A 23,115-nucleotide genomic window follows, 5' to 3' on the forward strand; every position below is an offset into this window, starting at 1 on the left:
GGGCCGGGACGCCCACCCGGAGACGTCCCGGCCCTCAGCCGTCAGCCCTCACCCCCAGCGGTCCGCCCACGGCCCTCACCCCTCGGCGGGAGGCTCCTTCTTCGCCCGGCTCGGCTGCACCCGCTTCGGTTCGCCCGGCATCTTCGGGTACTCCGGCGGGTACGGCAGGTCCCCGAGACCGTGCTCCGCCTCGTCCCGCCGGGCCAGCTCCAGCAACGACTCCAGACTGAACCGCTCGTCGTCCATGTCCGCGTGGACGTCACCGAGCTCCGCGTACCGGCCCGGCATCGTCCTGATGTCGAAGTCCCGCGGCACGGCCTCGTCGATCTCCTCCCACCGCAGCGGCGCCGAGACGGGGGCGTGCGGGCGGGGGCGTACGGAGTAGGCGGAGGCGATCGTGCGGTCCCGGGCCGTCTGGTTGTAGTCGACGAAGATCCGCTCGCCGCGCTCCTCCTTCCACCACTTGATCGTGACCCGGTCCGGCATGCGCCGCTCCAGCTCCCGGCCACAGGCGATCGCCGCCCGTCTGACCTGGGTGAACGTCCACTCGGGGAGGATCGGCACGAAGACATGGAGACCCCGGCCGCCCGAGGTCTTCGGCCAGCCGCGCAGTCCGTGCTCGTCGAGGACCGCGCGCAGTTCGTGGGCGGCCCGGACGGCGTCGGCGTAGTCAGTGCCGGGCTGCGGGTCGAGGTCGATGCGCAGCTCGTCGGGGTGGTCGGTGTCGTCGCGGCGTACCGGCCAGGGGTGGAAGGTGACGGCGCCGAGGTTGGCCGCCCAGAGCACGGCCGCGGGTTCGGTGGGGCACATCTCGTCGGCCGAACGGCCGCTGGGGAAGGTGATGTGGGCCGTGGGGATCCAGTCGGGCAGGTACTTCGGGGCGCGCTTCTGGAAGAAGGACTCGCCGGTCACCCCGTCGGGGTAGCGCTCCAGGGTGGTGGGGCGGTTCCGCAGGGCGCGGGTGACGCCGTCGCCGACGGCCAGGTAGTACTGGACGAGGTCGATCTTGGTGTAGCCGGGTTCCGGGAAGTACACCTTGTCGGGGTTGGAGACCCGTACGGTCCGGTCGCCGACTTCCAGTTCCACCGCTGCCGCCTTGCCTGCCATGCCGGTCAGCCTAGAGCTCGCCGACAACTCCCGCATACCGGACAATCGCGGCATGGATCTTCCGGTGATGCCGCCCGTGAAACCGATGCTCGCCAAGGCCGTGAAGCGGATCCCGCCCGGGATGCAGTACGAGGCGAAGTGGGACGGCTTCCGCGCGATCGTGCACCGGGACGGGCCGGAGCTCGTCATCGGCAGCCGTACGGGCAAGCCGCTCACCCGCTACTTCCCCGAGCTGGTCGAGGCCCTCTCCGCCCGGCTGCCGGAGCGCTGCGTCGTCGACGGGGAGATCGTCATCGAGCACGAGGGGCGGCTCGACTTCGACCGGCTCTCCGAGCGGATCCATCCGGCCGACTCCCGGGTCCGGATGCTCGCGGAGACGACCCCGGCCCGGTTCATCGCCTTCGACCTGCTCGCCCTCGGCGACGACGCGCTGCTCGACACCCCGCTGAGCGAGCGCCGGGAGGCCCTGGAGCGGATCCTCGACGGGGTCGACGCGCCGGTTCACCTGGCGCCGGCGACCCGGGACCCCGAGCTCGCCGCGACCTGGTTCGAGCAGTACGAGGGCGCCGGGCTCGACGGGGTGATCGCCAAGCCGCTCGACCTGCCGTACCGGCCGGACGCCCGCCTCATGTACAAGATCAAGCACGAGCGGACCGCCGACGTCGTCGTGGCCGGATACCGCTTCCACAAGAGCGGTCCGGTGGTCGGCTCGCTGCTGCTCGGCCTGTACGACGACCGGGGCGTCCTCCAGCACGTCGGCGTGTGCGCGGCCTTCACCGCCGCCCGCCGTGCCGAGCTCGTCGAGGAGCTGGAACCGCTCCGGATGGACCCCCCGGACGGGCACCCCTGGGCCGCGTGGACGGACGAGGCGGCGCACGAGGGGGCCCGGCTGCCGGGGGCGCCGAGCCGCTGGTCGGGCAAGAAGGACCTGTCGTGGGTGGCGCTGCGGCCGGAGCGGGTCTGCGAGGTCGGCTACGACCACATGGAGGGGGACCGCTTCCGTCACACCGCCCAGTTCAAGCGGTGGCGCCCGGACCGGACGCCGGAGTCCTGCGGCTACGGTCAGCTGGACGAGCCCGTCTCGTACGACCTGGCCGAGATCCTCACGTAGCCCGGCCCCTCCCGTACGACCTGGCCGAGATCCTCACGTAGCCCACCCCCTCCCGTACGACCTGGCCCGCGATCCTCACGTAGCCCTCCCCCCACCCCGACAGCCGACCGGCCGACCGGCAGCCGCCCGAGCGCAACGTGAGATGCCACACATTCGGCATGCCCGAACCGCCCGCGCCCGCCCCGGGCTTCCGGGCGACGCGCGGAGAGGGTGCGCGGTACGGCGGCCGGCCACCCGGCCCCGTACCTGCGGGAACGTCCCGGCCGCCGGTCACGGCGCCGCCCGGTTCGATCTTCCCGCTGCTCCGGCGGCCCGTTCCGCCGTTGCCTGGCCGCGACATCGCCGTACCGGAACCCGTACCGCGATCCGGTACGTATGGAGTGGAGACCCTTCCGTACCCTCCCCGGACCGACTAGGACTGACCCGTGATCACCTCGCCCTCGCGCCTCGTTCCCGTACCGATCCCCGACAGCGTGGCCGCGATGATCGGCGCCTGCCTGCCGCTGCACGTCCTCCAGGCGGAGGTCGACGCGGACTGCGCGGCGCGCGAGGTGTACCGCTTCCGGGGACCCCTCTGCGCGGAGGACCGGGCGGACCGCGAGCACGCCCTCGCCGCCCTCGCACGGGCCAACAAGATCCTCGCCAAGCACCACCCCCGACTGCCCGTCACCCCCTGACCGGTTACACCTCTTCGGCCGTCCCCCGCATGCGTGAGGGCGGTGGCGGTGTGACGCTGCGAGAGTGACCACGACCAGCGACGCAGCGCCCGCGCCCTCGGCCGCCACCGAGCCACCCGTGCTCGACAGCCGCCGCCGCAACATCGTCTTCGGCACGATCATGCTGGGCGTCCTTCTCGCCGCCCTCGACCAGACGATCGTCGGCACCGCCCTGCCCACGATCGTCTCGGACCTGGGCGGCGCCGCCCACATGTCGTGGGTGGTCACCGCGTACCTGCTGGCCGAGACCGTCGCGACCGTCCTCGTCGGCAAGTTCGGCGACCTCTTCGGCCGCAAGGTGATCTTCCAGATCTCCGCGGTCGTCTTCATCACCGGCTCGTTCCTCTGCGGACTCGCCACGAACATGACGCTGCTCATCGTCTGGCGCGGCCTCCAGGGCATCGGCGCCGGCGGTCTCATGGTCACCTCGATGGCGCTGATCGCCGATGTGATCCCGCTGCGCGATCGCGGCAAGTACCAGGGCGCGATCGGGGCGGTGTTCGGCGTCTCGACCGTCATCGGCCCGCTCCTCGGCGGTCTGTTCACCGACCACCTGACCTGGCGCTGGTGCTTCTACGTGAACGTGCCGATCGCGATCCTGGTCGTGATCGCCGCCGCCCGGACGATCCCCTCGGTGCGCTCGGCGAGCCGGCCGGTCATCGACTACCTCGGCATCGCGCTGGTCGCCGTCGGGTCCAGCGCCCTGATCCTGGCGACGAGTTGGGGCGGCAACGAGTACGCCTGGAACTCGGGCGTCATCATCGGGCTCTTCGCCGGCGGCCTCATCGCCCTGGCGCTGTTCTGCTGGGTGGAGACCCGGGCCGCCGAACCCATGCTGCCCATGCGGCTCTTCCGCAACCCCGTCTTCACGGTCTGCTCCGTGCTCAGCTTCGTCGTCGGCTTCGCCATGCTCGGCGCCATGACCTTCCTGCCGACCTATCTGCAGTACGTCGACGGGGAATCGGCCACGATGTCCGGCATCCGCACCCTCCCCATGGTCGTCGGCCTGCTCATCGCCTCGATCTTCAGCGGCAACTACGTCAGCAAGACCGGCCACTACCGGACCTTCCCGATCGTCGGGTGCCTGGTGATGGGCATCGGCCTCTACCTCCTCTCCCTCATGGGACCGGACACCGGCACGTGGCTGGAGTCCCTGTACATGTTCGTCCTCGGCGTCGGCATCGGCCTCTGCATGCAGGTCCTGACCATCGCCGTGCAGAACACCGTCGACTACGCCGACCTGGGCACCGCCACCTCCGGAGTCACCTTCTTCCGGACCCTCGGCAGCTCCTTCGGCACCGCCGTCTTCGGCACGATCTACGCCAACTCCCTCAAGCCCAACCTCACGGCGGGCGTCGTCGAGGCCGGCACCATCGCGAGCAGCCTCGGTGTGAACCCGGCCGGAATCCCGCAGGCCGCCCAGAACCCCGCCGGCCTGCACGGGCTCCCGTCCCGGATCGCGGAGCCGATCGTCCAGGCCTACGCCGACACCCTGCAGACCGTGTTCCTCTGGACGGTTCCGGTCGCGGCCGTCGGCTTCGTCGTCGCCCTCTTCCTCAAGCAGGTGGAGCTGCGCGACTCGGCCCGCTCCGCCGCCCCCGACATGGGCGAGGGCTTCGGCTCCCCCACCATGTCCGGCGACTCGGAGAAGCTCCTCGAACTCTCCGTCGGCCGCATCCTGCGGCGCCAGGACCTGGACACGGCCCGCCGGATCGTCAGCGGCTCCGACACCCGGCTCGACTTCGCCGGGGCCTGGGCGGTCATGCAGGTCGAACTGTTCACCCGGACCGTCGGGCACGCCAGCCTGGGCCTGATCTCGGCCGGCCGCCGGGTGCCGCCGGAGGTGCTGCTGCCGGTCTTCGACCGGATGGTCGACGAGGGCTTCCTGACGCGCGACGGCAATCTGCTCTCCCACACCACGGCGGGCAAGCGCGAGGCGGACGTCATCACCCACGCCTGGGGCGACTGGCTGTCCGACCAGGTGGAGCAGGAGCGCGGCCGGCCCAGCGGTCCCGAACTGCGGGTGGCGACGGACGCCATCGCCAAGAAGATCGTGGCCGAGGACCTCGCGCACGGACTCCCGAGGGAGCGGGTGACGGCGGGCGTGGGCGCGCGCTGAGCGTCCGCGCCAGTCGACGAAGTCGCCGTCCACGCGCCGAGCGTCCGCGCCAGTCGACGGCTTCGCCGTCCACGCGCTGAACGTTCCCGCTAGTCGACGAAGTCGCCGTCCACGTACACCCACGCGCCCTCGTGGCGGGCGAAGCGGCTCCGCTCGTGCAGGGCGCCGGCCTCACCGCCGTGGACGTACCGGGCCGTGAAGGTGACGGTGCCGTGCTGGTGGAAGGCGGTGCCCTCGCCGGTCTCCTCGATCTCCAGGCCCGTCCAGCGCATCCCCGGGTCGAAGTCGACCTCGCCCGGCCTGGTCTCCGGCGCCCAGGTGCGCAGCAGGTACGCCTCGTCGCGGACGACGAAGGCGCTGTAGCGGGAGCGCATGAGGAGCTCGGCGGTGGGCGCCGTACCACCGGTGCCCGCGTGGAAGCGGCCGCAGCACGCGCCGTACGTGGCGTCGAGTCCGCAGGGGCAGGGCGAGGTCGCGGTCACGGCGGGCGCGGCGGCCGGGGAGGTGCGGGGGCGGGTCTTGCGTCGGGACATGGCGTCATTGTCCCCCACCCTCCGCGAGCGGCGGACGCCCGGCATGCGGACGCCGCCGTGGACGGCGGTCCGGAATCCCCCTGCTCAGCGGGCCCGTCCGAGTAGCGTACGAGCATGAAACTGACGATTCTCGGAGGCGGCGGATTCCGGGTGCCGCTGGTGTACGGCGCCCTCCTCGGCGACCACGCCGAGGGGCGGGTCACCCACGTCACCCTGTACGACCTCGACGGCGGCCGGCTCTCGGCCATCGCCCGGGTCCTCGCCGATCAGGCCGAGGGCGTGCCGGACGCGCCGGCCGTGACGGCGACGACGGACCTGGACGAGGCGCTGCGCGGAGCGGACTTCGTGTTCTCCGCGATCCGGGTCGGCGGTCTGGAGGGCCGCGCGGCCGACGAGCGGATCGCGCTCGCCGAGGGCGTGCTCGGCCAGGAGACGGTGGGCGCGGGCGGCATCGCGTACGGGCTGCGGACCGTGCCCGTGGCCGTACGCATCGCCCGGAGGATCGCCGAACTCGCCCCCGACGCCTGGGTCATCAACTTCACCAACCCGGCGGGGCTGGTCACGGAGGCGATGTCCCGGGTGCTCGGCGACCGGGTCGTCGGCATCTGCGACTCCCCCGTGGGCCTCGGCCGCCGGGTCGCCCGCATCCTGGGCGCGAACCCGGACGAGGCCTGGATCGACTACGTGGGCCTCAACCACCTGGGCTGGCTGCGGGGACTCCGGGTCGGCGGGCAGGACGTGCTGCCGCGGCTGCTCGCCGACGAGGAGGCGCTCGGCTCCTTCGAGGAGGGCCGGCTCTTCGGCCCGGAGTGGCTGCGCTCGCTCGGCGCGATCCCCAACGAGTACCTGCACTACTACTACTTCAACCGGGAGGCGGTCCACGCCTACCGGACGGCCGAGCGGACGCGCGGGGCGTATCTGCGCGACCAGCAGGGCTCCTTCTACGAGGAGATGGGCAAGCCCGACACCCCCGCCCTGGCCACCTGGCACCGTACGCTCGCGGACCGCGAGGCCACGTACATGGCCGCCAACCGGGAGGCCGCCGGGATCGGGGAGCGCGACGAGGAGGACCTGGAGTCGGGCGGCTACGAGAAGGTGGCGCTCGCGCTCATGCGGGCGATCGCCCGGGACGAGCGCACGACCCTGATCCTCAACGTCCGCAACGGTTCGACGCTCTCCGTCCTCGACGCGGACGCGGTGATCGAGGTGCCGTGCTTCGTGGACGCGAACGGCGCCCATCCGGTGTCGGTGGCCCCGCTGCCGTACCACGCCGTCGGTCTGGTGACCGCCGTGAAGGCGGTGGAGCGCGAGGTCCTCGCCGCGGTGGAGAGCGGCTCGCGGGCGACGGCCGTCAAGGCCTTCGCGCTGCATCCGCTGGTGGACTCGGTGGCGGTGGCCCGACGTCTCGTGGAGGGGTACACGGCGGAGCACCCGGGACTTGCCTGGCTTCGAAGCTGAGATGGCCGGGCGACGAACGGACGGCTGACGAACATCTTTACGAGGCCGGGGGCGCGGCCTAGGCTCGCGCCCCATGACCTCACAGCGCAAGGGAGTTCGCGGTGCGGCGGCGCGCCTCGCCGCGGTCTGTCTGTTGGCCGCCGGCCTGCTGGGAACAGCACCGGCGGCCGCCGGGACACCCACGTCCGGTGAGGGGCCGGCCGTCGTCCCCGTACAGACCACCGGGCCCGCCGACCGCAGGTTCAACCTGGTGTTCATGGGCGACGGCTACACCGCGGCGGAGATGCCGGCCTTCCGCGCGGACCTGGAACGGCACCTGAACACCCTGTGGAGCATCGAGCCCTTCGCCTCCTACCGCTCGTACATCAACGTGTGGGCGGTGGAGGCCCCCTCGGCGGAGTCCGGCGTGGACTGCGACCCGGGCCTCACCGCCCCCGCCCGCGACACGGCGCTCGACATGGGCTTCTGGGGCGGCTGCGATCCGGACAGCGTGCAGCGGCTGCTCACCGTCGACGGCCGGAAGGCCGCCGCGCTCGCCGACCTCGTCCCCGGCACGAGCCGCGCCAACCGCCAGATCGTCGCCCTCGCCCACAGCTCCACCTACGGCGGCGCGGGCGGGAGTTACGCCACGGCCTCCGGCGGCAACGCGCTCTCCTCGCTCATCACCCCGCACGAGATAGGGCATTCGCTCGGCGGCCTCCAGGACGAGTACGACTACTACGCGCGCGGCGTACCGGGCGGGGCCTACGAAGGCCCCGAGCCGTCCTCCGCCCATCACACGCTCCTGACGGAGCGCCAGATGCGGGAGCAGCAGGCCAAGTGGTGGCGCTGGCTGGGCGAGGAGAGCGAGTCCGGCGGGGTCATCGGCCGCCACCAGGGCGGCATGTACAGCACGAAGGGCGTCTGGCGCCCGAGCAGGCACTCCCTCATGAAGACCCTCGGCTACGCCTTCGACCAGGTGGAGCGCGAGGTGATGGTCCGGGCGATCTCGGCGAAGGTGAACCTGGTCCAGGACCACACCCCGAACACGGCTCCGATCGGGGCGGACCGCACGGTGTGGGTGGACACCCTGCACCCGGTGGGCGGCGCGCTCTCCGTCACCTGGAAGCTGGACGGGCGGGGCCTCGACACCGACGGCGCCCGCACGGTCGATCTGCGGAGGCTGACGGTCTCCCCCGGCACGCACACCCTGACGGCGACGGTCACCGATCCGACGCCCTTCGTCCGCGACCCGGCGGTCCGCGCCTCGACGGCGCTCACCCGGACCGTCGACTGGACGGTGGACGCCTCGCTGACCACCGTACGGAGTCCGGAGGAGCCCGGCTTCACCGGGCACACCCCGACCGGGTCCCCCGTCGGCGCCCGGAGCGTCGTCCACGCGGACACCACCCACACGGTGGACGGGACCCCGGCCGTGCGCTGGCTCCTGGACGGGCGCCCAGTCGCGACGGCCGGAAGCAACGACCGTGACCTGGAGCTGCGTTCGCTGCGGATCACGCCGGGAACGCACACCCTCACGGCCCGTCTCGCGGGCACGGAAAAGGAGTTGAGCTGGACGGTGGACGCCCGCCCGGCCACGGCGGCGTACGAACTGTCCGAACCGCTGCGGACGGTACGGCGTCCCGGGCGCCCCGTGGAGTACGTCTACGACGGCGCGTTCACGATGCGGCTGACCACGCGGGACGACCAGGAGGGCGCCGTGGTCAGCCAGTTCCGAGTCGACGGCGACGGCTGGTACACGTACTACGGCTGGCCGACGGACGCCTCCGCGCCCTTCCTCTTCTCGCCGGGCGGCACGGTCGTCGACGACCTGGTGTACGGGAAGCTGGGCCGGAGCCGGGCGGTGCCGTGGGACGACGCGACCCCGGACTACGGCACGCACACCGTCGAGTACCGGACGGTCGACGCGGCCGGCAACATCGGCCGGGCGCAGAGCTTCCTGGTGACGCTGGTGGAGCCGGAGCGGTAGACGAGGAAGACGAGGAGGCCCGCCCGGAACTTCCGGGCGGGCCTCCTCGTCCGCGGTCGGTACGGGTCAGGGCTTGCGGGCCACCGCGGCCCACCCCGGGATGGGGTCGTCGCCCTGGACCGGCACGGGCTCGCCCAGCTCCGGGTGCCACTCGGCGGTGAGCGAGACCCCGGGCTCGACGAACTCGAGGCCGTCGAAGAACGCGGCCAGCTCGTCGCGCGAGCGGGGCCGCAGGGTCAGCCCGCGCGCCTTGTACATGGCGCTCGCCTTCGCCGCGCCCTCGGGGTCGAAGTCCCCGGTGACGTGGGAGAGGACGAGATAGCTGCCCGGCGCGAGCTTGTCGACGATCTTGGAGACCAGTTCGTACGCGCCGTCCTCGTCCCCCACGAAGTGCAGGAGGGCGAGCATCGACAGTGCGATGGGCTGGTCGAAATCAAGGACCTTTCCGGCCCTTTCGAGGATGACCTCGGGCTCGCGGGCGTCCGCCTGGATGTACTCGGTGGCCCCCTCCGGGGTCGAGCGCAGCAGGGCGGCCGCGTGCGCGAGCACGATCGGGTCGTTGTCGCAGTAGACGATGCGGGACTCCGGCGCGGCCTGCTGCGCGATCTGGTGCAGGTTGGGCTCGGTCGGGATGCCCGTGCCGACGTCCAGGTACTGGCGGACGCCGTTGGCGCTGAGCCAGCGGATGGCGCGGTGCATGAACGCCCGGTTGACGCGGGCCATGTCCCGTCCCCGGGCGTCCACGGTGAGCAGCTGGCGTGCCATCGCCTCGTCGACCGGGTAGTTGTCCTTGCCGCCCAGGAACCAGTCGTACATGCGCGCCGGATGCGGCTTGCTGGTGTCGATGGTCTGTCCGCCCTGTGGGGCTGCGGGTTCCTGGGTCATCGGCTCTCCTGGTCGGGTCGAACGGGTGGCACTGCAACAAGAGTTACGCGATGGTAGGGGTGGGACGGAAGAGGTCAGGTGAGCAGAAAGTCAGCCTGGCCTGATTTGGCGCCCTGGATGAAAGCGGCGATCTCCCCGTGGGTGTAGATGAGCGCTGGTCCTTCAGGGTCTGCGGACTGTCGCACGGCGACTCTGCCGTCGGCCAGCTTCATGGCCTCCACGCAGTTGCCCCCGTTCCCGCCGCTCCAGGGCTTGTGCCAACCCTCGGCACCGAGCTCAGCGGCGGGCATGCCGTTGTATATGCGATCCATTCACAGCTCCTTGCGGAGATTGCGGAGAATCTCCTTCGTGCGTTGTGCAGTCGCGGCCTGCGCCGCCATGCGGTCCATGACCTCCAGGTGGGACGCCACCTCGGGACGCGCGTCGAGGTAGACGGCGCCGGTCAGGTACTCGCTGTAGACCATGTCCGGGAGTTCGGGCATGGCGAAGCGGAAGAGGACGAACGGACCGTAGGTGCCGGGATGGTGGCCGGACGCGAACTCCGCGATCTGCAGGGTGACGTTCGGCAGCTCTGACGCCTCGAGCAGCCGGTCGAGCTGGTCGCGCATCACCTCGGGCCCGTCGCCGACCGGTCGGCGGAACACCGTCTCGTCCATGATCACCCAGAGCTTCGGAGCGTCGTCCCTGGTCAGCAGGGACTGGCGCTCCATCCGCAGGGCTACATGGCGCTCGGCGTCCTCGTCCTTGCCGGCATCGCTGCCGCCACCGACCGCCCCGCTGCGCAGAATGGCGCGGGCGTACTCCTCGGTCTGGAGCAGACCGGGGACGAACTGGGGTTCATAGGCCCGGATGAGGCTCGCGGCCCCCTCCAGGCTGACGTACATGGAGAACCAGCCGGGCAGCACGTCGTGGAACCGCTGCCACCAGCCGGGGAGGTTGGCCTCCTCCGCGAGGGCGACGAAGCCCTCGGCCTCGGAGTCCGTGATCCCGTACTCCTTCAACAGGAGCTGCACGTACGGAATCTTCAGCGCGACCTCGGCGGTCTCCATCCGCCGGACGGTGGCCGGGGCCACCCGCAGGATCTTCGCCGCCTCTTCCCGCTTCATACCGGCCCGCTCGCGCAGGTCCTGCAGACGCTTTCCGAGGACGACCTGTCCCACCGTCGGGGCGGACCGCGGCTCGCTCACTCTCAGACCTCCCCGACGCACTGTTTCGACGAGTGTGCCACGAAGCCGGGCCAGAGAGAACACAGCACTCTGCAATTTCCAGAGTGCCACTTGCCAAGTGTCCGACTCAGGAGGACAGTGTTCCGGTGAACCAGTACACGCTGCCGCCGTGCGCCACCGCGCCACGGCGACAGCGCCGTACGGCAGTCCTGCCCACTGTTGTGAGGAACCGGTCGTGGCTTCTGGTAACGCGCAGCCCTCAGGTCTCATGAGCCCTCGAGCCCCTCGGGTCATGGCCCAGCGCCCACAGCAGCACACCGACCCCGTCCGCCGCTTCGCCTTCGAGCTCCCGGCCCTCACCTCCTCCGTGGCCCGCGCCCGCAGGCTCGCCGAAGAACGGCTCATCCTCTGGGGCTGCGACCCCGAGATACGCGACACCGTCGCACTCGTCGTCTCCGAACTCGTCACCAACGCCGTCGTACACACCGCGAGCGACCGCATCGTCTGCGAACTCCGCGAAGGCGAGGAGACCCTGCGAATATCCGTACGGGACGAGGGCGGCCCCGCCGGACCGCGGATACGCGACTGCGGCGAGGAGGAACGTGGCCGCGGCCTCCTCATCGTCGACGCGCTCTGCTCCGCCTGGGGCGCCGACCGCACCGGCCACGGCACCGCACAGATCGTCTGGGCGGAACTCGCCCACGGCATGGGGGAACCGTGCTGAGGTCCCTCCGCATCATCCCGCGCAGCCTCAAGGGCCCCGACACCACCGTCGTACCGACCCAGCGCCGCTCACCGGAGTCCCTCCGCACCCGGACACGGGCAGGAGAACTCGACGCCACCCGCCTCACCGTCCCCGTCGGGCTCCACACCGGCCTCGGCTGCGACGCCGTCGGCGTCCCCGCCCGCTTCGGCTTCAAGATCCTCTCCCGGCTCCCCGCCAAGGGCTGCGTCTACGCCGACTCCGACTGGTGGTGGTGGCTCGTCCCCGCCGGCTCCGACCACGACCTCACCTGGCCCCTCCCCGCCTGCTACGCCCCCGGCGCCGAGATCCCGGACCGCGGCCCCCGCCTCATCCACCACCCCGACGGCACCTCCCCCTACACCCCGCCGATCCCCCTCTACCTCCTCGTCTGCCAACTGACGGGCATCGCCCCGTCCTGGCCGGCACCGCCGGTACGCAGCGCGCTCTGACACGTACGGTGCGTGGCGAAAACGGTCACCGCGATCCGGCTAGGCTCGATGCCATGTTCACCCCGCAGGGTCCCAGCCTCCGCGAGCTGACCGTCCAGGCCCTCTCCTCGGTCGAGCACGGCTACGACCTGCTCGCGAACAAGTTCGACGCGACCCCCTTCCGCACCTCCGACCGGCTCCTGACCGCGGTCGCCCACACCCTGGAGACCCTCGGCCCCTTCGACTCCGGCCTCGACGTCTGCTGCGGGACCGGCGCCGGGCTCGGCGTCCTCCGCTCCGTCTGCGCGGGCCGCGTCATGGGCGTCGACTTCAGTACGGGCATGCTGACCCGGGCCCGGAACGCCCACCCGACCGCCGACCTGGTCCGCGCCGACGCCCTGGCGCTCCCGTTCGCCCCCGTCTTCGACCTGGCCGTCAGCTTCGGCGCCTTCGGGCACTTCCTCCCGGCCGCCCAGCGCACCCTCTTCACGCAGGTCCACGCCGCGCTGCGCCCCGGCGGCACCTTCGCGTTCCCCCTCCCGGCCCCGCCCCCGGTCGGCTCCCGCGTCTACTGGACCCTGTGGGGCTTCGACGCGGCGATGCGCGTGCGGAACGCCGTCTGGCGCCCGCCGTTCGTCATGTACTACCGCACCTTCCGCCTGGCGGACGTCCTCACGCGCCTGCGGGAATCGGGCTTCGATGTCAGCCTCACCCCGCTCGAACCCCTGGGCCGCCGAGAGGACGGCAGCCCGCGCTGCCGGCTGGTGGTGGCGCGGAAGGCGTAGGGGGGCCCGTCACGGGATCCGGCCGCCCCAGAAGGCGGAGGGCCTGCCGTCGAAGCCGAGGGCGACCTCTATGTCGACCGCCATCGCCGAACCCGGCGGCAGGTCGAAGCCGTACACGCCGACGGCCTTCCGGCCCGGGAGCAGTGTGCCGTGCAGCCCGAGCACGGGCGGCGGCTCCGCGTCGAAGACGCGCGCGAGCTCCCTGCCCTCCGCGTCCCGCCCCGTCACCACGACACCCCCGAGGTCGAGCCGCCCGCCGCTGCCGTTCCGCACGGCCACGTCCACCGCCACGGCCTGGTTCCCGGCCTTGTGCCCCGAAGCACCCTGCGACGGCGAGAACGTCCTCGGCGCCGACACCGTCACCTCGACCCCGTCCCCGTACTTCTGCGTCCCACCGAAGGCGTGCACACCGTCGTCGGAGAGCCGGGCCGTCGGTGCGGGGGGCGCGGTGCTCTCGGCACTCCGGGACGGGGGCGTGGTCGGTGATGACGGTCCCGGGGTCTCCCCCGTGGCCCGCCCACCGCCGTCGAAGGCCCCCGCGCCCATGAGGATGCCGAAGACGCCCACGACGAGCCCGATCCCGCCGATCAGCAGGGCCAGGACGGTCCACCTCCCTGCGGGTCTCCGCGGGGGCGGGCCGCTCAGGGGGCCGGAGGGCGGACCGGAAGGAGGTGGCCCTGAGGGGGTGCTGCCGTCGGTGCCGTCGGCCATGGGATGCCTCCGCCGCTCGGTGGGCGACGTGCGATCACCTCAGCGTAGGACGGAGGCGGGCGCCCCGCGCGGTGGGTGTCACCGCGGGGGACGGGGTCGCGTCAGGCCTTCTTCACCACGCTCGACTTGAGCTGCATCGCGCCGAAGCCGTCGATGCGGCAGTCGATGTCGTGACCGTCGACGCCGTCGACGAGGCGGATGTTGCGGACCTTGGTGCCGGCCTTGATGCCGGACGGGTTGCCCTTGACCTTGAGCGCCTTGACGACGGTCACGGTGTCGCCGTCGCTGAGCACGTTGCCGACGGCGTCCTTGATCACACGCTCCCCGGTGGCCTCGGCGGAGCCGGTGGCGCCCTCGGCGGCGGGAACCCACTCGTGGCCGCACTCCGGGCACACCACCAGATTGTTCATCTCGTAGGTGTACTCGCTGGAGCACTGGGGGCAGGGGGGAATGTTCTCGTTCACTCCCCCAGGATAGGCGCCGTCCACCCCCGCCGACCTCGGGCGATGCCCCTCTGTGGACAACGCGAAATGCCGGTCGATACGAGATCGACCGGCACTTTCGCGTGGTGTCCGAGGGGGGACTTGAACCCCCACGCCCGATAAAGGGCACTAGCACCTCAAGCTAGCGCGTCTGCCATTCCGCCACCCGGACAAGGTGTCTGTCGCTCCGGGGTTTCCCCCGCGGCGACAGAGATAACTCTACCAGGGGTTCGAGGTGCCTTTCACCAGCGTTTTCCATGGTCAGTGGGGTGGGACGGCCTCATCGACCCCGATCCGGCCCGGACCGCCCCACCCCCCGTACGGAGTGCTCGTCCCCGTACGTCCAGGGTGACGGGGGCGTCGGGCCCCGGTCAGCCCTTCTCTCGCAGGGAGTGGAGGTGCTCGCCGGACCTGCGGGCGAAGGTCAGGGAGTCGACGGGGTTGTCGCGCTCGGTCTGCCAGTGGTGGGCGTTCCTGCCGTGGTGGGTGCGGTTGACCGCCGAGATGAAGCGCCGGTAGTCGATGTCCCCGTCCCCCACGTCCGTCATCCGGTAGCCGTAGGGGACGACCGAGTCGTCGCGGTCCCCGTCCTTCACGTGGAAGAGCGGATAGCGCTCCGGCTGAGCCAGGACGTAGTCGAGCGGATCGAACGGCGCGGGGGTGCCGTCCGGACGTACGGAGTAGCGGTACTGGCCGACGTACGCCCAGAAGATGTCCATCTCCAGGTGCACGAGCTCGGGGTCGGTCTCCGCGAGGAGGACGTCGTAGAGCCGGACGTCCGGGCGGTCGGTGGCGAAGGAGAACTCCTCCGAGTGGTTGTGCTGGTAGAACTTCATGCCCCGCTTGCGCGCCTCCTCGCCGAAGCGGTTGAACTCCTCGGCACAGCGCTTCCAGCCGTCCACGGTGGGGCCGTAGCGCCAGGGTCCGGAGGCCGTGCCGATGTGCGGCAGGCCGAGGGCGGCGGCGTCGTCGAGGACCCGGTCGAGGTTCTGGGCGAAGGTGTACGCGGCGGGGTCGGTGGCGTAGTAGCCGACGTGGCTGCCGATGGCCCGCAGCCCGTGGTCACGGGTGAGGCTCCTCAGCTCGGCGAGGGTCAGCGGGCCGGCCGCGCCCTGGCCGTATCCGGCGTACTCGACCTCGTCGTAGCCGTACTTCTGCAGTTCGGCGAAGACGGCGGCGAAACCGAGGGTGGCGACCTTGTCGCGCAGCGAGTAGAGCTGGATGCCGAGGCGGCCGGGCGGCAGGACGGGACGGCCGAGCCCCTCCCCCTGGGTCGCGGGGTCGGCGGCGCCGGCCGCCGCGGCGGGCGACGCGGCGCCGAGGAGCGCGGCGGCGGTCGCGCCGGCGGCGACGCCCAGCATGTTCCTCCTGCTGAGCCTTCGGCCGAGCTCGGGGTCGGCGGCGGTGTCGGTACGGCCGGTGCGGCGGATGAGACTCATCTGTGGATAACTCCTTGGCTGTCGTCGGGGTCTGCTTCACTGGAATCCGGTCGGGGCCTCACGCGACTCCGGCCAGCCTGAGCAGCAGGTTCTTCACATCGGTGGCCGCGACGCGGCCGCTTACGGCGCGGGGGGTGGAGCACAGAATGAGCGGACTTTCGTCCTCGCTCGTGGGGAGGCGGCCATGGCTGCCGCGAAGAGATGACGGGTCGAGAGGGACGACCGCGAGCCGGTAGCGCATGCCGAGCTTCTTGCGGGCGATCTCCTTGGCCGCCCTGATCCGGACGTACGGATCGAGCGGGTCCATGAGCAGTTCGGCGGGGTCGTAGCCGGGCTTGCGGTGGATCTCGACGAGCCGGGCGAAGTCGGGGGCGCGGTCGTCGTCGAGCCAGTAGTAGTACGTGAACCAGGAGTCGTGCTCGGCGAGGGCGACCAGCTCCCCCGAGCGCGGGTGGTCGAGGCCGTGTTCCTTCTTGCCGTCGTCGTCGAGGAGCGTGTCCAGACCGGGAAGGTCCGCGAGCGCTTCCCGCACGGCCGGCAGGTCGCCGGGGCGGCGGACGTAGACGTGTGCGATCTGGTGGTCGGCCACGGCGAAGGCCCGGGAGGTCATGGGGTCCAGGTACTCCATGCCGTCCTGGGTGTGGACCTCCAGGAGGCCGGCGCGGCGCAGGGCGCGGTTGATGTCGACGGGCCGGTCGGCGCGGGTGATGCCGTACTCGGAGAGGGCGACGACCGTGCGTCCCTCGGCACGGGCGTCGGCGAGGAGCGGGGCGAGGACGGTGTCGAGCTCGGCCGCGGCGCGGAAGGAGCGCGGATCGTCGGGGCCGTAGCGCTGGAGGTCGTAGTCGAGGTGCGGGACGTAGCAGAGGGCGAGGTCCGGGCGGCGGGTGCGGAGGATGTGCCGGGTGGCGTCGACGATCCACCGGCTGGAGACGAGGTCGGCGCCGGGGCCCCAGAAGTGGAAGAGGGGGAAGGTGCCGAACTTCTCGGTGAGTTCGTCGTGGAGGGCGGGGGGCCGGGTGTAGCAGTCGGGTTCCTTGCGTCCGTCGGCGTAGTAGACGGGCCGGGGGGTGACGGTGATGTCGGTGTCGGCGCCCATGGCGTACCACCAGCAGATGTTGGCGACGGTGTAGCCGGGGTGGGCGCGGCGGGCGGCGTCCCAGAGGCGGTCGCCGGCGACGAGGCCGTTGTGCTGGCGCCACAGCAGGACGTCGCCCAGTTCGCGGAAGTACCAGCCGTTGCCGACGATGCCGTGCTCGGCGGGGAGGGTGCCGGTGAGGAAGGTGGTCTGGGCGGTGCAGGTGACGGCGGGCAGGACGGTGGAGAGCGGGGCCTGGGAGCCGCTGCGGGCGAGGGCGGCGAGATGGGGCATGTGCGGGAGGAGTCGTGGGGTGAGGCCGACGACGTCGAGGACCAGGAGGGGGGTGGGCCGCTTGTCGGTCATGGCAGTTCCTTGAGGCCGAGGTCGGTCAGCAGGTCGCGGGCCAGGGTCAGTTCGGCGGCGATGCCGTCGGCGAGCCGGGCCCGGGTGCGGGGGCGCCGGTCGGGAGGGAGGACCTGCCAGGTGTAGGTCTCGACCTCCAGGTGGCGGGTGCGGGGGCGCGGGCCGCCGACGAGGAGGGCGAGCGCGTCCCGGAGGACGGGCAGCGTGGAGGCGAGCGGAGGGGCGGGGGGAGCGTGCAGGGGTACGTGGAAGTGGGCGCGCCACGGTGTCGCGTCGGGGAGTCCGGGGCCGGCGGCCTCGGGACCGGGGTGCCGGGTGGCGAGGGCCTCGGGGAGGTCGTCGGTGCCGCGCAGTCCGGCGGCGGTCCTGGTGCGGGTCTGGTGGAGGAAGCGGGGTTCCGTGAAGGCGGCGAGCGCGGTCCTGACCTCGGGGAGGTGCGGGTGCTCGGCGTGCAGGGCGGCGGAGAGCTGGGCCTTGGGGACGGTGATGCCGGCGGCGGCGAGCGATTCCAGGGCGGTGCGCGGGTCCTCGAAGGAGGTCGCGAGGTGGCAGGTGTCGAGGCAGACGCCGATCCGGGGACCGCGGAGGCCGGGGGCGGCGGTGAGGGCGGCGACGGCGTCCGCGACGGTCTCGACGGTGCAGCCGGGTTCGGGTTCGAGGCCGATCCGGATGCTCTTCCCGGTGAGCTCCTCCAGGGCGTCGAGGCGGGTGGCGAGGGTGGTCAGCGCGGTGTGGGCGGTGGCGGCGGCCCGGGCGGTCCAGCCGGTCCGCCAGGCGAGCGGCAGGGTGGAGACGGAGCCTTCGGTGACGTCCTCGGGGAGGAGCGCGGCGAGGAGGTGGGCCAGGTCGGTGGTGTGGGCGAGGCGTTCGGGGCGGGTCCAGTCGGGCCGGTAGACGCGGTACTTGACCTCGTCGGCGCCGAAGCCCTCGTAGGGGAAGCCGTTCAGGGTGACCACTTCGAGGCCCCGGCGGTCGAGTTCGGCGCGCAGGGCCCGGAGCGAGGCCGGGTCGGCGGTCAGGGAGCGCGCGGCGTCCCTGGCGAGCCAGAGGCCGATGCCGAGGCGGTCGCGGCCGAGGCGGCGGCGGACCGGTTCGCAGTGGTCGCGGAGCTGGGCGAGGACGCCGTCGAGGCTCTCCGCCGGGTGGACGTTGGTGCAGTAGGCGAGGTGGACGGTGGAGCCGTCGGGGTGCCGGAAGCGCATCCCGGGCGTCTCATTCCCCGCCGCGGAGGACGGAGTTGCCCTCGTGCAGGTCAGGTGGGGCGGGGAGGTCGAGGTGGAGGCGTCCGCTCAGGCCGTAGAAGGCGACGGGGTTGCGCCACAGGACCTGGTCGACGTCGTCGTCCGTGAAGCCGGCGGCGAGCATGGTCTCGGCGACCGCGCGGGTCTTGAGGGGGTCGCTCCTGCCCCAGTCGGCCGCGGAGTTCACGAGGACGCGGCCGGTGCCGTACTCCTTGAGGATCGCGACCGTCCGGTCCTCGTCCATCTTGGTGTCCGGGTAGACGGAGAAGCCGAGCCAGGCGCCGCTGTCGGCGGCCTCCTTGACGGTCGTCTCGTTGAGGTGGTCGAGGAGGACGCGGTCCGGGGGGAGGGTGGACTCGCGGACGACGTCGATCGTGCGGCGCAGGCCGGTGAGCTTGTCGCGGTGCGGGGTGTGGACGAGGGCGGGCAGGCCGTGGTCGGCGGCGAGTTGGAGCTGGGCGGCGAGGGCGGTGTCCTCGGCCGGTGTCAGGGAGTCGTAGCCGATCTCGCCGACGGCGACGACGCCGTCCTTGGCGAGGTACCGGGGCAGTGCGTCGAGGACGGGGGTGCAGCGGGGGTCGTTGGCCTCCTTGGGGTTGAGGGCGAGGGCGCAGTGGTGGGCGATGCCGTGCTGGGCGGCACGGAAGGGCTCCCAGCCGAGGAGGGAGTCGAAGTAGTCGAGGAAGGAGGCGGGCGAGGTGCGGGGCTGGCCGAGCCAGAAGGAGGGTTCGACGAGGGCGCGGACACCGGCGTCGTGCATGGCCCGGTAGTCGTCCGTGGTGCGCGAGGTCATGTGGATGTGGGGGTCGAAGATGCGCATCAGGACTCCTCGGCGGGGGCGGTGAGGGCGAGGACGCGGGACAGGTCGGCGGGGAGGGGGCGGCCGGCGGCGGTGCGTTCGGCGGCGTGGTCGGCGAGCATCCGGGCGAGTTCGGTGTCACCGGCGGCGCGCTCGGCGAGGCCGGCGACGGCGGTGACGGGCACTCCGGTGAACAGGCACTTGAGGAGGGCGTGCCGCCAGGCGTGGGGGGTGAGGTGGGTGGCGGCGTAGGGGCCGAGGGCGGCGGCGACGAGGGTGGTGTCGTGGGTGCGCAGGGCGTCCTCGACGAGGGGCAGGGCCTGCGGGCCGGTGACGAGGGAGGGGAGGGCGAGGAGGACGGCGCGGCGTTCGGCGGCGGTGCCGTGGTGGTAGAGGCGGGCGAGGGTGTCGGGCCCGGCTCCGGCCGCCCTGAGGAGGCGGGTGCGGACCTCGTCCGCGTGCGCGGGGCCGCAGTGCCGTCCGGCGGCCACGAAGTGGGGCTCCCACGCGGGAGTTCCGCCGGCGGCCTCGGCGAGGGCGGTGTCCAGCCAGGCGCGGGTGGTGTCGGTCAGCATGCCGGGGTCTCCTGGCGCAGGAACGGGAGGGAGGAGCGGGCGAGTTCGGGGCCGACGTGGGAGTGCCGGGGCAGTTCGACGACCGTCAGCCCCGGGTAGCCGGCCGCGGTGAGTTCCGCGAGGGCTGCCAGGACGGGCGGGAAGTCGATCTCTCCCTCGCCGAAGGGAAGGTGCTCGTGGACACCGCGTCGCATGTCCTCGATCTGCACGTGGTGGAGCCAGGGGGCGGCGGCGCGGAGGCAGTCGGCGGGAGGGAGGGGTTCGAGGCACTGGCAGTGGCCGATGTCGAGGGTGAGGCCGAGGACGGTGGGAGGGGGGTCGCCGAGGAGTTCGCGCAGTCGGTGGAAGTCGCCGAGGGTGGAGAGGAGATGACCGGGTTCGGGTTCGACGGCGAGGGGCACGCGGGCGGCTTCCGCGGCCTCCAGGACGGGAGGGAGTGAGGAGGCGAGCCGCTTCCAGGCCTCGTCGGGCGGGGTGCCGGCGGGGAGGGTGCCGCTGAAGCAGTGCACCGCGTGGGCGCCGAGGTCGGCGGCCACCCGCACGGCCCGCAGCAGGAGGCGTACGCGGGCGGCGCGGTCCTCCGGCTCCGGGTCGAGCAGGGACGGGCCGTGCTTGCGGCGCGGGTCCAGGACGTACCGGGCCCCGGTCTCGACGGTCACGCCGAGCCCCAGCTCGCCCAGGCGCCGGGCGACCCGGGCGGTGCGGACGGCCAGGTCGGGCGCGAGGGGGTCGAGGTGCATGTGGTCGAGGGTCAGCCCGACGCCGTCGTAACCGAGGTCGGCGAGAAGCCCGAGGGCCTCGTCGAGACGCAGGTCGGCGAGCCCGTTGGTGCCATAGCCGAAGCGGGGGGTGGGGAGGGGATCGGGGAGGGGGGCGGGGGCGGGGCGGGGGGCGGGGGCCCCGCCGGGGCGGCCTGTCGGGTGGGGCCGGCTCATGTCGGGCTCACCTTTCGGGCGAGGGCGCGGGCGGCCGGGACGAGGCCGAGCAGGGCGAGCGCGGTTGCCGATGCTCCGCCTCGGGCGGCGAGGGCGGCCTGGAGCGGGATCGTCGCCCGGATCCCGCCCGCGACGGCCCGCTCGGTGAGCGCCGCGGACGGGTTGAGCGCGGCATGGAGGAGGAGGGTGGCGGGGGTGCGGGCGTAGGCGAGGGCGGGCAGGGGTCCGAACGGGCTCCTGCCGGTGCCGGACGTCGCTCCGGCGACCGCGAGGGTCACGGCGAGGGCCGCGAGGGGGGTGCGGGTGGAGCCGCCCTGGGTCTCGTGTCGGGAGACGGCGGTGACGGCGTAGGTGTGCGCGGCGAGGAGTGCGGCGGCGGGGAGGGCCCGGGCGACATCGGGGCGGGTGGAGGGGAGGGCCCGGGCGACATCGGGGCGGGTGGAGGGGAGGGCCCGGGCGACATCGGGGCGGGTGGAAGGGAGGGACCGGGTGGCGTGGGGGCGGGTGGAAGGGAGGGACCGGGGGCCGTGGGGGTGGGGGCCGGGTGGGGGTGTTGTCGAGGCGAGCGCGCCGAGGAGGAGGTCGAGGGCGCGGGCGGTGGCCATGGTGGCGGGGCCCGCCGGGGTGTGCTTGAGGCCGAGGTCGTAGGCCCAGACGGTGGTGGCGAGGGCGGTGGCCGTCGCGAGGGCGGGGCGGCCGGCCCGGGAGGCGAGGCCGAGGCCGGCGAGTGTCAGGGCCGCCGAGGCGGCGAGGGCGGCGGCGGGTGGGATGCGGCCCGAGGGCAGGGGCCGGTGGGGGCGTTCGAGGGCGTCCTCGTGGCGGTCGGCCCAGTCGTTGAGGGCCATGCCCGCCTCGTACAGGCAGAGGGAGGCGCCGATCGCGCGGAGGGTGCCGCGTCCGGGGCGGGCGCCGGTGGTGGCGGCTCCGGCGAGGGCGTCGCCGGGTACGGAGACCAGTGCGGAGACACGGAGCAGCTCCGCCCAGGCGCGTGCCGTTCCGGCGGCGCGGCGGGTCGTCGGGCCCGCTGCCGTCGGGGCGCGGCCGGTCATCGGGTGTCCTCGCCCGTGGTGGGTCCGGCGAGCGTGCGGCCGAAGGCGAGGAGGCGGTGGTATTGGTCGGCCAGGGAGGCCGGTGGGGTGCCTTCGGGGTCTTTGAAGTAGAAGGCGAGGTCGTGGAGGGGGCCGGTGTGCCCGGTTTCGTGGGCGCGGGCTGTGAGGCGGGCGAGGTCCAGGACGAGGGGGGCGGCGAGGGCGGAGTCGCAGCCCTGCCAGAGGGTCTGGAGGATCATGCGGGTGCCGAGGAAGCCGTCGAAGGCGATGTGGTCCCAGGCGGTCTTCCACTCCCCCAGGGCGGGGACGTCGTCGATGTGGACCTGGCCTTCGACGGTGGTGCCGAGGGTGTCGGTGAGGACGCGTTCCTTGCCGGCGTTCTTGGCGGCGGCGGCCGCGGGGTCGGCGAGGGCGGCTCCGTCGCCGCCGCCGAGGAGGTTGCTGCCGGACCAGGCGCGTACGGTGAGGGCCCGCTGGCGGAACATCGGGGCGAGGACGGCCCGCAGGAGGGTCTGTCCGGTCTTGCCGTCGCGGCCCGCGTGGGGTGGTCCGCCGGCGGCGAGGAGTGCGGCGAGGGCGGGGTGCCGTAGTCCGGTGGACGGGGTGAAGTTGACGTACGGGCAGCCGGCGCGGAGTGCCGCTGCGGCGTAGAGGGTGCTGGGTGGGAGCCCGGCGCCCCCCGACGCCGGCTCCGTGGAGGCCACATTGACGACCACGACGCGGTCCAGGCCAATCCTTTGGCGGAAGTCCGTCAGGTCGGCGGTGAAGGTGGTGATGAGCTGTTCGTCGGTGCGGGTGTCGCCCGGGAGGGGGCCGCCGGGGCGGATCTCGCGGTCGGCGGCTTCGAGTTCGCGGGCGACGGCGTGGGCGAGGCCGTGCGGGAGGACGCCGGCGGTGGTGAGTTGTTCGGCGCGTTTGGGGAGGGGGCAGTCGGTGGTGTCGTGGCCGCCGAAGACGAGGGAGGTGAGTGGGGGGAGGCCGGCGTCCGCGAGATCCGGTGTCTCGGTGACCATGCCGGTGGGCGGGTGGAGTCCGGCGACGAGGGCGGCGCAGCCGGCCACGGTGGTGGTGGCGACGGAGCCTCTCGCGCCGATGAGCCAGATTCCGGTGCGGGGTGCGGTGGTCATGGCGTCGGCCTCCCTCTGGAGGAGAAGTGGGGTGGTGACGGTGGGCGGGGGGTACGGCGCCTCCCCGCCCACCGTCGGCTGTGGCGGGCTCCCGTCGGACGGCAGGTTCCGTCGGACGGCGTGTCCCGTCAGGGCGACGGGTTCCGTCGGACGGCGTGTCCCGTCGGACGACGCGGCCCATCAGGGCGACGGGTTCCGTCGGACGGCGTGTCCCGTCGGACGGCGTGTCCCGTCAGGGCGACGGGTTCCGTCGGACGGCGTGTTTCGTCGGACGACGCGGCCCATCAGGGC

General features: G+C 72.8%; 23 protein-coding genes and 1 tRNA gene. 8 read left to right on the forward strand and 16 right to left on the reverse strand.

Going from position 1 to position 23,115, the window contains the following annotated elements; translation table 11 throughout:
* Positions 1–75: 75 nt before the first annotated feature.
* Positions 76–1,107: a non-homologous end-joining DNA ligase gene (gene ligD / locus ACF07V_RS21135; RefSeq protein WP_392156171.1), complete on the reverse strand. Its 1,032-nt coding sequence runs from the start codon at positions 1,105–1,107 to the stop codon at positions 76–78.
* 52 nt (positions 1,108–1,159) lie between these two features.
* Here ligD and ACF07V_RS21140 point away from each other — a divergent pair, with 52 nt between their 5' ends.
* From ACF07V_RS21140 to ACF07V_RS21150, 3 genes are all read left to right on the forward strand, one after another.
* Positions 1,160–2,218: an ATP-dependent DNA ligase gene (locus tag ACF07V_RS21140; RefSeq protein ID WP_392156173.1), complete on the forward strand. Its 1,059-nt coding sequence runs from the start codon at positions 1,160–1,162 to the stop codon at positions 2,216–2,218.
* Positions 2,219–2,700: 482 nt separating this feature from the next.
* Positions 2,701–2,895: a hypothetical protein gene (locus ACF07V_RS21145; RefSeq protein ID WP_221518607.1), complete on the forward strand. Its 195-nt coding sequence runs from the start codon at positions 2,701–2,703 to the stop codon at positions 2,893–2,895.
* 64 nt (positions 2,896–2,959) lie between these two features.
* Positions 2,960–5,053 (forward strand): MDR family MFS transporter, encoded by a 2,094-nt coding sequence (locus ACF07V_RS21150; protein ID WP_392156175.1) that lies wholly within the window; start codon positions 2,960–2,962, stop codon positions 5,051–5,053.
* An 89-nt stretch (positions 5,054–5,142) separates the two neighbouring features.
* Here ACF07V_RS21150 and ACF07V_RS21155 read toward each other — a convergent pair whose 3' ends face one another.
* The gene (locus ACF07V_RS21155) at positions 5,143–5,586 is read right to left on the reverse strand and encodes a YchJ family protein (RefSeq protein ID WP_392156177.1); all 444 of its coding nucleotides are present in this window, start codon (positions 5,584–5,586) and stop codon (positions 5,143–5,145) included.
* Positions 5,587–5,700: 114 nt separating this feature from the next.
* Between ACF07V_RS21155 and ACF07V_RS21160 the strand changes: the two genes are divergently transcribed.
* Positions 5,701–7,044, forward strand: a complete 1,344-nt coding sequence (locus ACF07V_RS21160) for a 6-phospho-beta-glucosidase (protein ID WP_392156179.1) — start codon at positions 5,701–5,703, stop codon at positions 7,042–7,044.
* Between the two features lie 73 nt (positions 7,045–7,117).
* The gene (locus tag ACF07V_RS21165; protein WP_392156181.1) at positions 7,118–9,013 is read left to right on the forward strand and encodes a M64 family metallopeptidase; all 1,896 of its coding nucleotides are present in this window, start codon (positions 7,118–7,120) and stop codon (positions 9,011–9,013) included.
* A 66-nt stretch (positions 9,014–9,079) separates the two neighbouring features.
* On the opposite strand, the gene ACF07V_RS21170 is transcribed toward ACF07V_RS21165, so the two are convergent.
* From ACF07V_RS21170 to ACF07V_RS21180, 3 genes are all read right to left on the reverse strand, one after another.
* A complete protein-coding gene (locus tag ACF07V_RS21170) occupies positions 9,080–9,898 on the reverse strand; it encodes an SAM-dependent methyltransferase (protein WP_392156183.1) in 819 nt (272 codons plus the stop codon).
* Between the two features lie 74 nt (positions 9,899–9,972).
* Positions 9,973–10,209: a DUF397 domain-containing protein gene (locus ACF07V_RS21175; protein WP_015037566.1), complete on the reverse strand. Its 237-nt coding sequence runs from the start codon at positions 10,207–10,209 to the stop codon at positions 9,973–9,975.
* Positions 10,210–11,085, reverse strand: a complete 876-nt coding sequence (locus ACF07V_RS21180) for a helix-turn-helix domain-containing protein (RefSeq protein WP_392156185.1) — start codon at positions 11,083–11,085, stop codon at positions 10,210–10,212. It abuts the gene before it with no gap.
* Between the two features lie 271 nt (positions 11,086–11,356).
* Between ACF07V_RS21180 and ACF07V_RS21185 the strand changes: the two genes are divergently transcribed.
* Genes ACF07V_RS21185 through ACF07V_RS21195 form a run of 3 tightly spaced genes read left to right on the forward strand, consistent with a single transcriptional unit; the run spans position 11,357 to position 13,022 of the window.
* On the forward strand, positions 11,357–11,788 hold the full coding sequence (locus tag ACF07V_RS21185; RefSeq protein ID WP_392156186.1) for an ATP-binding protein: 432 nt from the start codon (positions 11,357–11,359) through the stop codon (positions 11,786–11,788).
* Positions 11,782–12,258 (forward strand): hypothetical protein, encoded by a 477-nt coding sequence (locus ACF07V_RS21190; RefSeq protein ID WP_392156187.1) that lies wholly within the window; start codon positions 11,782–11,784, stop codon positions 12,256–12,258. Before ACF07V_RS21185 ends, ACF07V_RS21190 begins: the two co-directional genes overlap by 7 nt.
* 53 nt (positions 12,259–12,311) lie before the next feature.
* Complete coding sequence (locus ACF07V_RS21195) at positions 12,312–13,022, forward strand: class I SAM-dependent methyltransferase (RefSeq protein ID WP_392156188.1); 711 nt, start codon at positions 12,312–12,314, stop codon at positions 13,020–13,022.
* A gap of 9 nt (positions 13,023–13,031) precedes the next feature.
* Here the strand turns inward: ACF07V_RS21195 and ACF07V_RS21200 are convergent, their stop codons facing one another.
* The 11 genes from ACF07V_RS21200 to ACF07V_RS21250 all read right to left on the reverse strand — a co-directional run bounded on the left by ACF07V_RS21200 (position 13,032) and on the right by ACF07V_RS21250 (position 22,824).
* Positions 13,032–13,733, reverse strand: a complete 702-nt coding sequence (locus ACF07V_RS21200) for a hypothetical protein (RefSeq protein ID WP_392156189.1) — start codon at positions 13,731–13,733, stop codon at positions 13,032–13,034.
* Between the two features lie 101 nt (positions 13,734–13,834).
* Positions 13,835–14,197 (reverse strand): zinc ribbon domain-containing protein YjdM, encoded by a 363-nt coding sequence (locus ACF07V_RS21205; protein ID WP_392156190.1) that lies wholly within the window; start codon positions 14,195–14,197, stop codon positions 13,835–13,837.
* Positions 14,198–14,299: 102 nt separating this feature from the next.
* A tRNA-Leu gene (locus ACF07V_RS21210) sits at positions 14,300–14,387 on the reverse strand.
* Positions 14,388–14,586: 199 nt separating this feature from the next.
* Entirely contained in the window at positions 14,587–15,654 is a 1,068-nt protein-coding gene (locus ACF07V_RS21215) for a sugar phosphate isomerase/epimerase family protein (RefSeq protein ID WP_392156191.1), read from the reverse strand.
* 58 nt (positions 15,655–15,712) lie between these two features.
* Positions 15,713–17,098, reverse strand: a complete 1,386-nt coding sequence (locus ACF07V_RS21220; RefSeq protein ID WP_392156193.1) for an alkaline phosphatase family protein — start codon at positions 17,096–17,098, stop codon at positions 15,713–15,715.
* The gene (eboE, locus tag ACF07V_RS21225) at positions 17,095–18,300 is read right to left on the reverse strand and encodes a metabolite traffic protein EboE (protein WP_392156195.1); all 1,206 of its coding nucleotides are present in this window, start codon (positions 18,298–18,300) and stop codon (positions 17,095–17,097) included. The genes ACF07V_RS21220 and eboE overlap by 4 nt, the downstream gene beginning before the upstream one ends.
* A 10-nt stretch (positions 18,301–18,310) precedes the next feature.
* Complete coding sequence (locus ACF07V_RS21230; RefSeq protein WP_392156197.1) at positions 18,311–19,159, reverse strand: TatD family hydrolase; 849 nt, start codon at positions 19,157–19,159, stop codon at positions 18,311–18,313.
* Entirely contained in the window at positions 19,159–19,713 is a 555-nt protein-coding gene (locus tag ACF07V_RS21235; protein WP_392156199.1) for an EboA domain-containing protein, read from the reverse strand. Before ACF07V_RS21235 ends, ACF07V_RS21230 begins: the two co-directional genes overlap by 1 nt.
* A complete protein-coding gene (locus ACF07V_RS21240; protein WP_392156200.1) occupies positions 19,707–20,648 on the reverse strand; it encodes a sugar phosphate isomerase/epimerase family protein in 942 nt (313 codons plus the stop codon). Before ACF07V_RS21240 ends, ACF07V_RS21235 begins: the two co-directional genes overlap by 7 nt.
* On the reverse strand, positions 20,645–21,697 hold the full coding sequence (locus ACF07V_RS21245; RefSeq protein ID WP_392156202.1) for an SCO3242 family prenyltransferase: 1,053 nt from the start codon (positions 21,695–21,697) through the stop codon (positions 20,645–20,647). The genes ACF07V_RS21240 and ACF07V_RS21245 overlap by 4 nt, the downstream gene beginning before the upstream one ends.
* Complete coding sequence (locus ACF07V_RS21250) at positions 21,694–22,824, reverse strand: inositol-3-phosphate synthase (RefSeq protein ID WP_392156203.1); 1,131 nt, start codon at positions 22,822–22,824, stop codon at positions 21,694–21,696. The genes ACF07V_RS21245 and ACF07V_RS21250 overlap by 4 nt, the downstream gene beginning before the upstream one ends.
* Between the last annotated feature and the right edge of the window lie 291 nt (positions 22,825–23,115).

This window comes from Streptomyces sp. NPDC015661 (assembly GCF_043077765.1).
Classification (GTDB): Bacteria; Actinomycetota; Actinomycetes; order Streptomycetales; family Streptomycetaceae; genus Streptomyces.

Coding starts and splice junctions, on each gene's coding strand:
- ligD (WP_392156171.1), bottom strand. CDS start 1,107: ATGGCAGGCAAGGCGGCAGCGGTGGAACTGGAAGTCGGCGACCGGACC.
- ACF07V_RS21140 (WP_392156173.1), top strand. CDS start 1,160: ATGGATCTTCCGGTGATGCCGCCCGTGAAACCGATGCTCGCCAAGGCC.
- ACF07V_RS21145 (WP_221518607.1), top strand. CDS start 2,701: ATGATCGGCGCCTGCCTGCCGCTGCACGTCCTCCAGGCGGAGGTCGAC.
- ACF07V_RS21155 (WP_392156177.1), bottom strand. CDS start 5,586: ATGTCCCGACGCAAGACCCGCCCCCGCACCTCCCCGGCCGCCGCGCCC.
- ACF07V_RS21160 (WP_392156179.1), top strand. CDS start 5,701: ATGAAACTGACGATTCTCGGAGGCGGCGGATTCCGGGTGCCGCTGGTG.
- ACF07V_RS21165 (WP_392156181.1), top strand. CDS start 7,118: ATGACCTCACAGCGCAAGGGAGTTCGCGGTGCGGCGGCGCGCCTCGCC.
- ACF07V_RS21170 (WP_392156183.1), bottom strand. CDS start 9,898: ATGACCCAGGAACCCGCAGCCCCACAGGGCGGACAGACCATCGACACC.
- ACF07V_RS21175 (WP_015037566.1), bottom strand. CDS start 10,209: ATGGATCGCATATACAACGGCATGCCCGCCGCTGAGCTCGGTGCCGAG.
- ACF07V_RS21185 (WP_392156186.1), top strand. CDS start 11,357: ATGGCCCAGCGCCCACAGCAGCACACCGACCCCGTCCGCCGCTTCGCC.
- ACF07V_RS21195 (WP_392156188.1), top strand. CDS start 12,312: ATGTTCACCCCGCAGGGTCCCAGCCTCCGCGAGCTGACCGTCCAGGCC.
- ACF07V_RS21200 (WP_392156189.1), bottom strand. CDS start 13,733: ATGGCCGACGGCACCGACGGCAGCACCCCCTCAGGGCCACCTCCTTCC.
- ACF07V_RS21215 (WP_392156191.1), bottom strand. CDS start 15,654: ATGAGTCTCATCCGCCGCACCGGCCGTACCGACACCGCCGCCGACCCC.
- ACF07V_RS21220 (WP_392156193.1), bottom strand. CDS start 17,098: ATGACCGACAAGCGGCCCACCCCCCTCCTGGTCCTCGACGTCGTCGGC.
- eboE (WP_392156195.1), bottom strand. CDS start 18,300: ATGCGCTTCCGGCACCCCGACGGCTCCACCGTCCACCTCGCCTACTGC.
- ACF07V_RS21230 (WP_392156197.1), bottom strand. CDS start 19,159: ATGCGCATCTTCGACCCCCACATCCACATGACCTCGCGCACCACGGAC.
- ACF07V_RS21235 (WP_392156199.1), bottom strand. CDS start 19,713: ATGCTGACCGACACCACCCGCGCCTGGCTGGACACCGCCCTCGCCGAG.
- ACF07V_RS21240 (WP_392156200.1), bottom strand. CDS start 20,648: ATGAGCCGGCCCCACCCGACAGGCCGCCCCGGCGGGGCCCCCGCCCCC.
- ACF07V_RS21245 (WP_392156202.1), bottom strand. CDS start 21,697: ATGACCGGCCGCGCCCCGACGGCAGCGGGCCCGACGACCCGCCGCGCC.
- ACF07V_RS21250 (WP_392156203.1), bottom strand. CDS start 22,824: ATGACCACCGCACCCCGCACCGGAATCTGGCTCATCGGCGCGAGAGGC.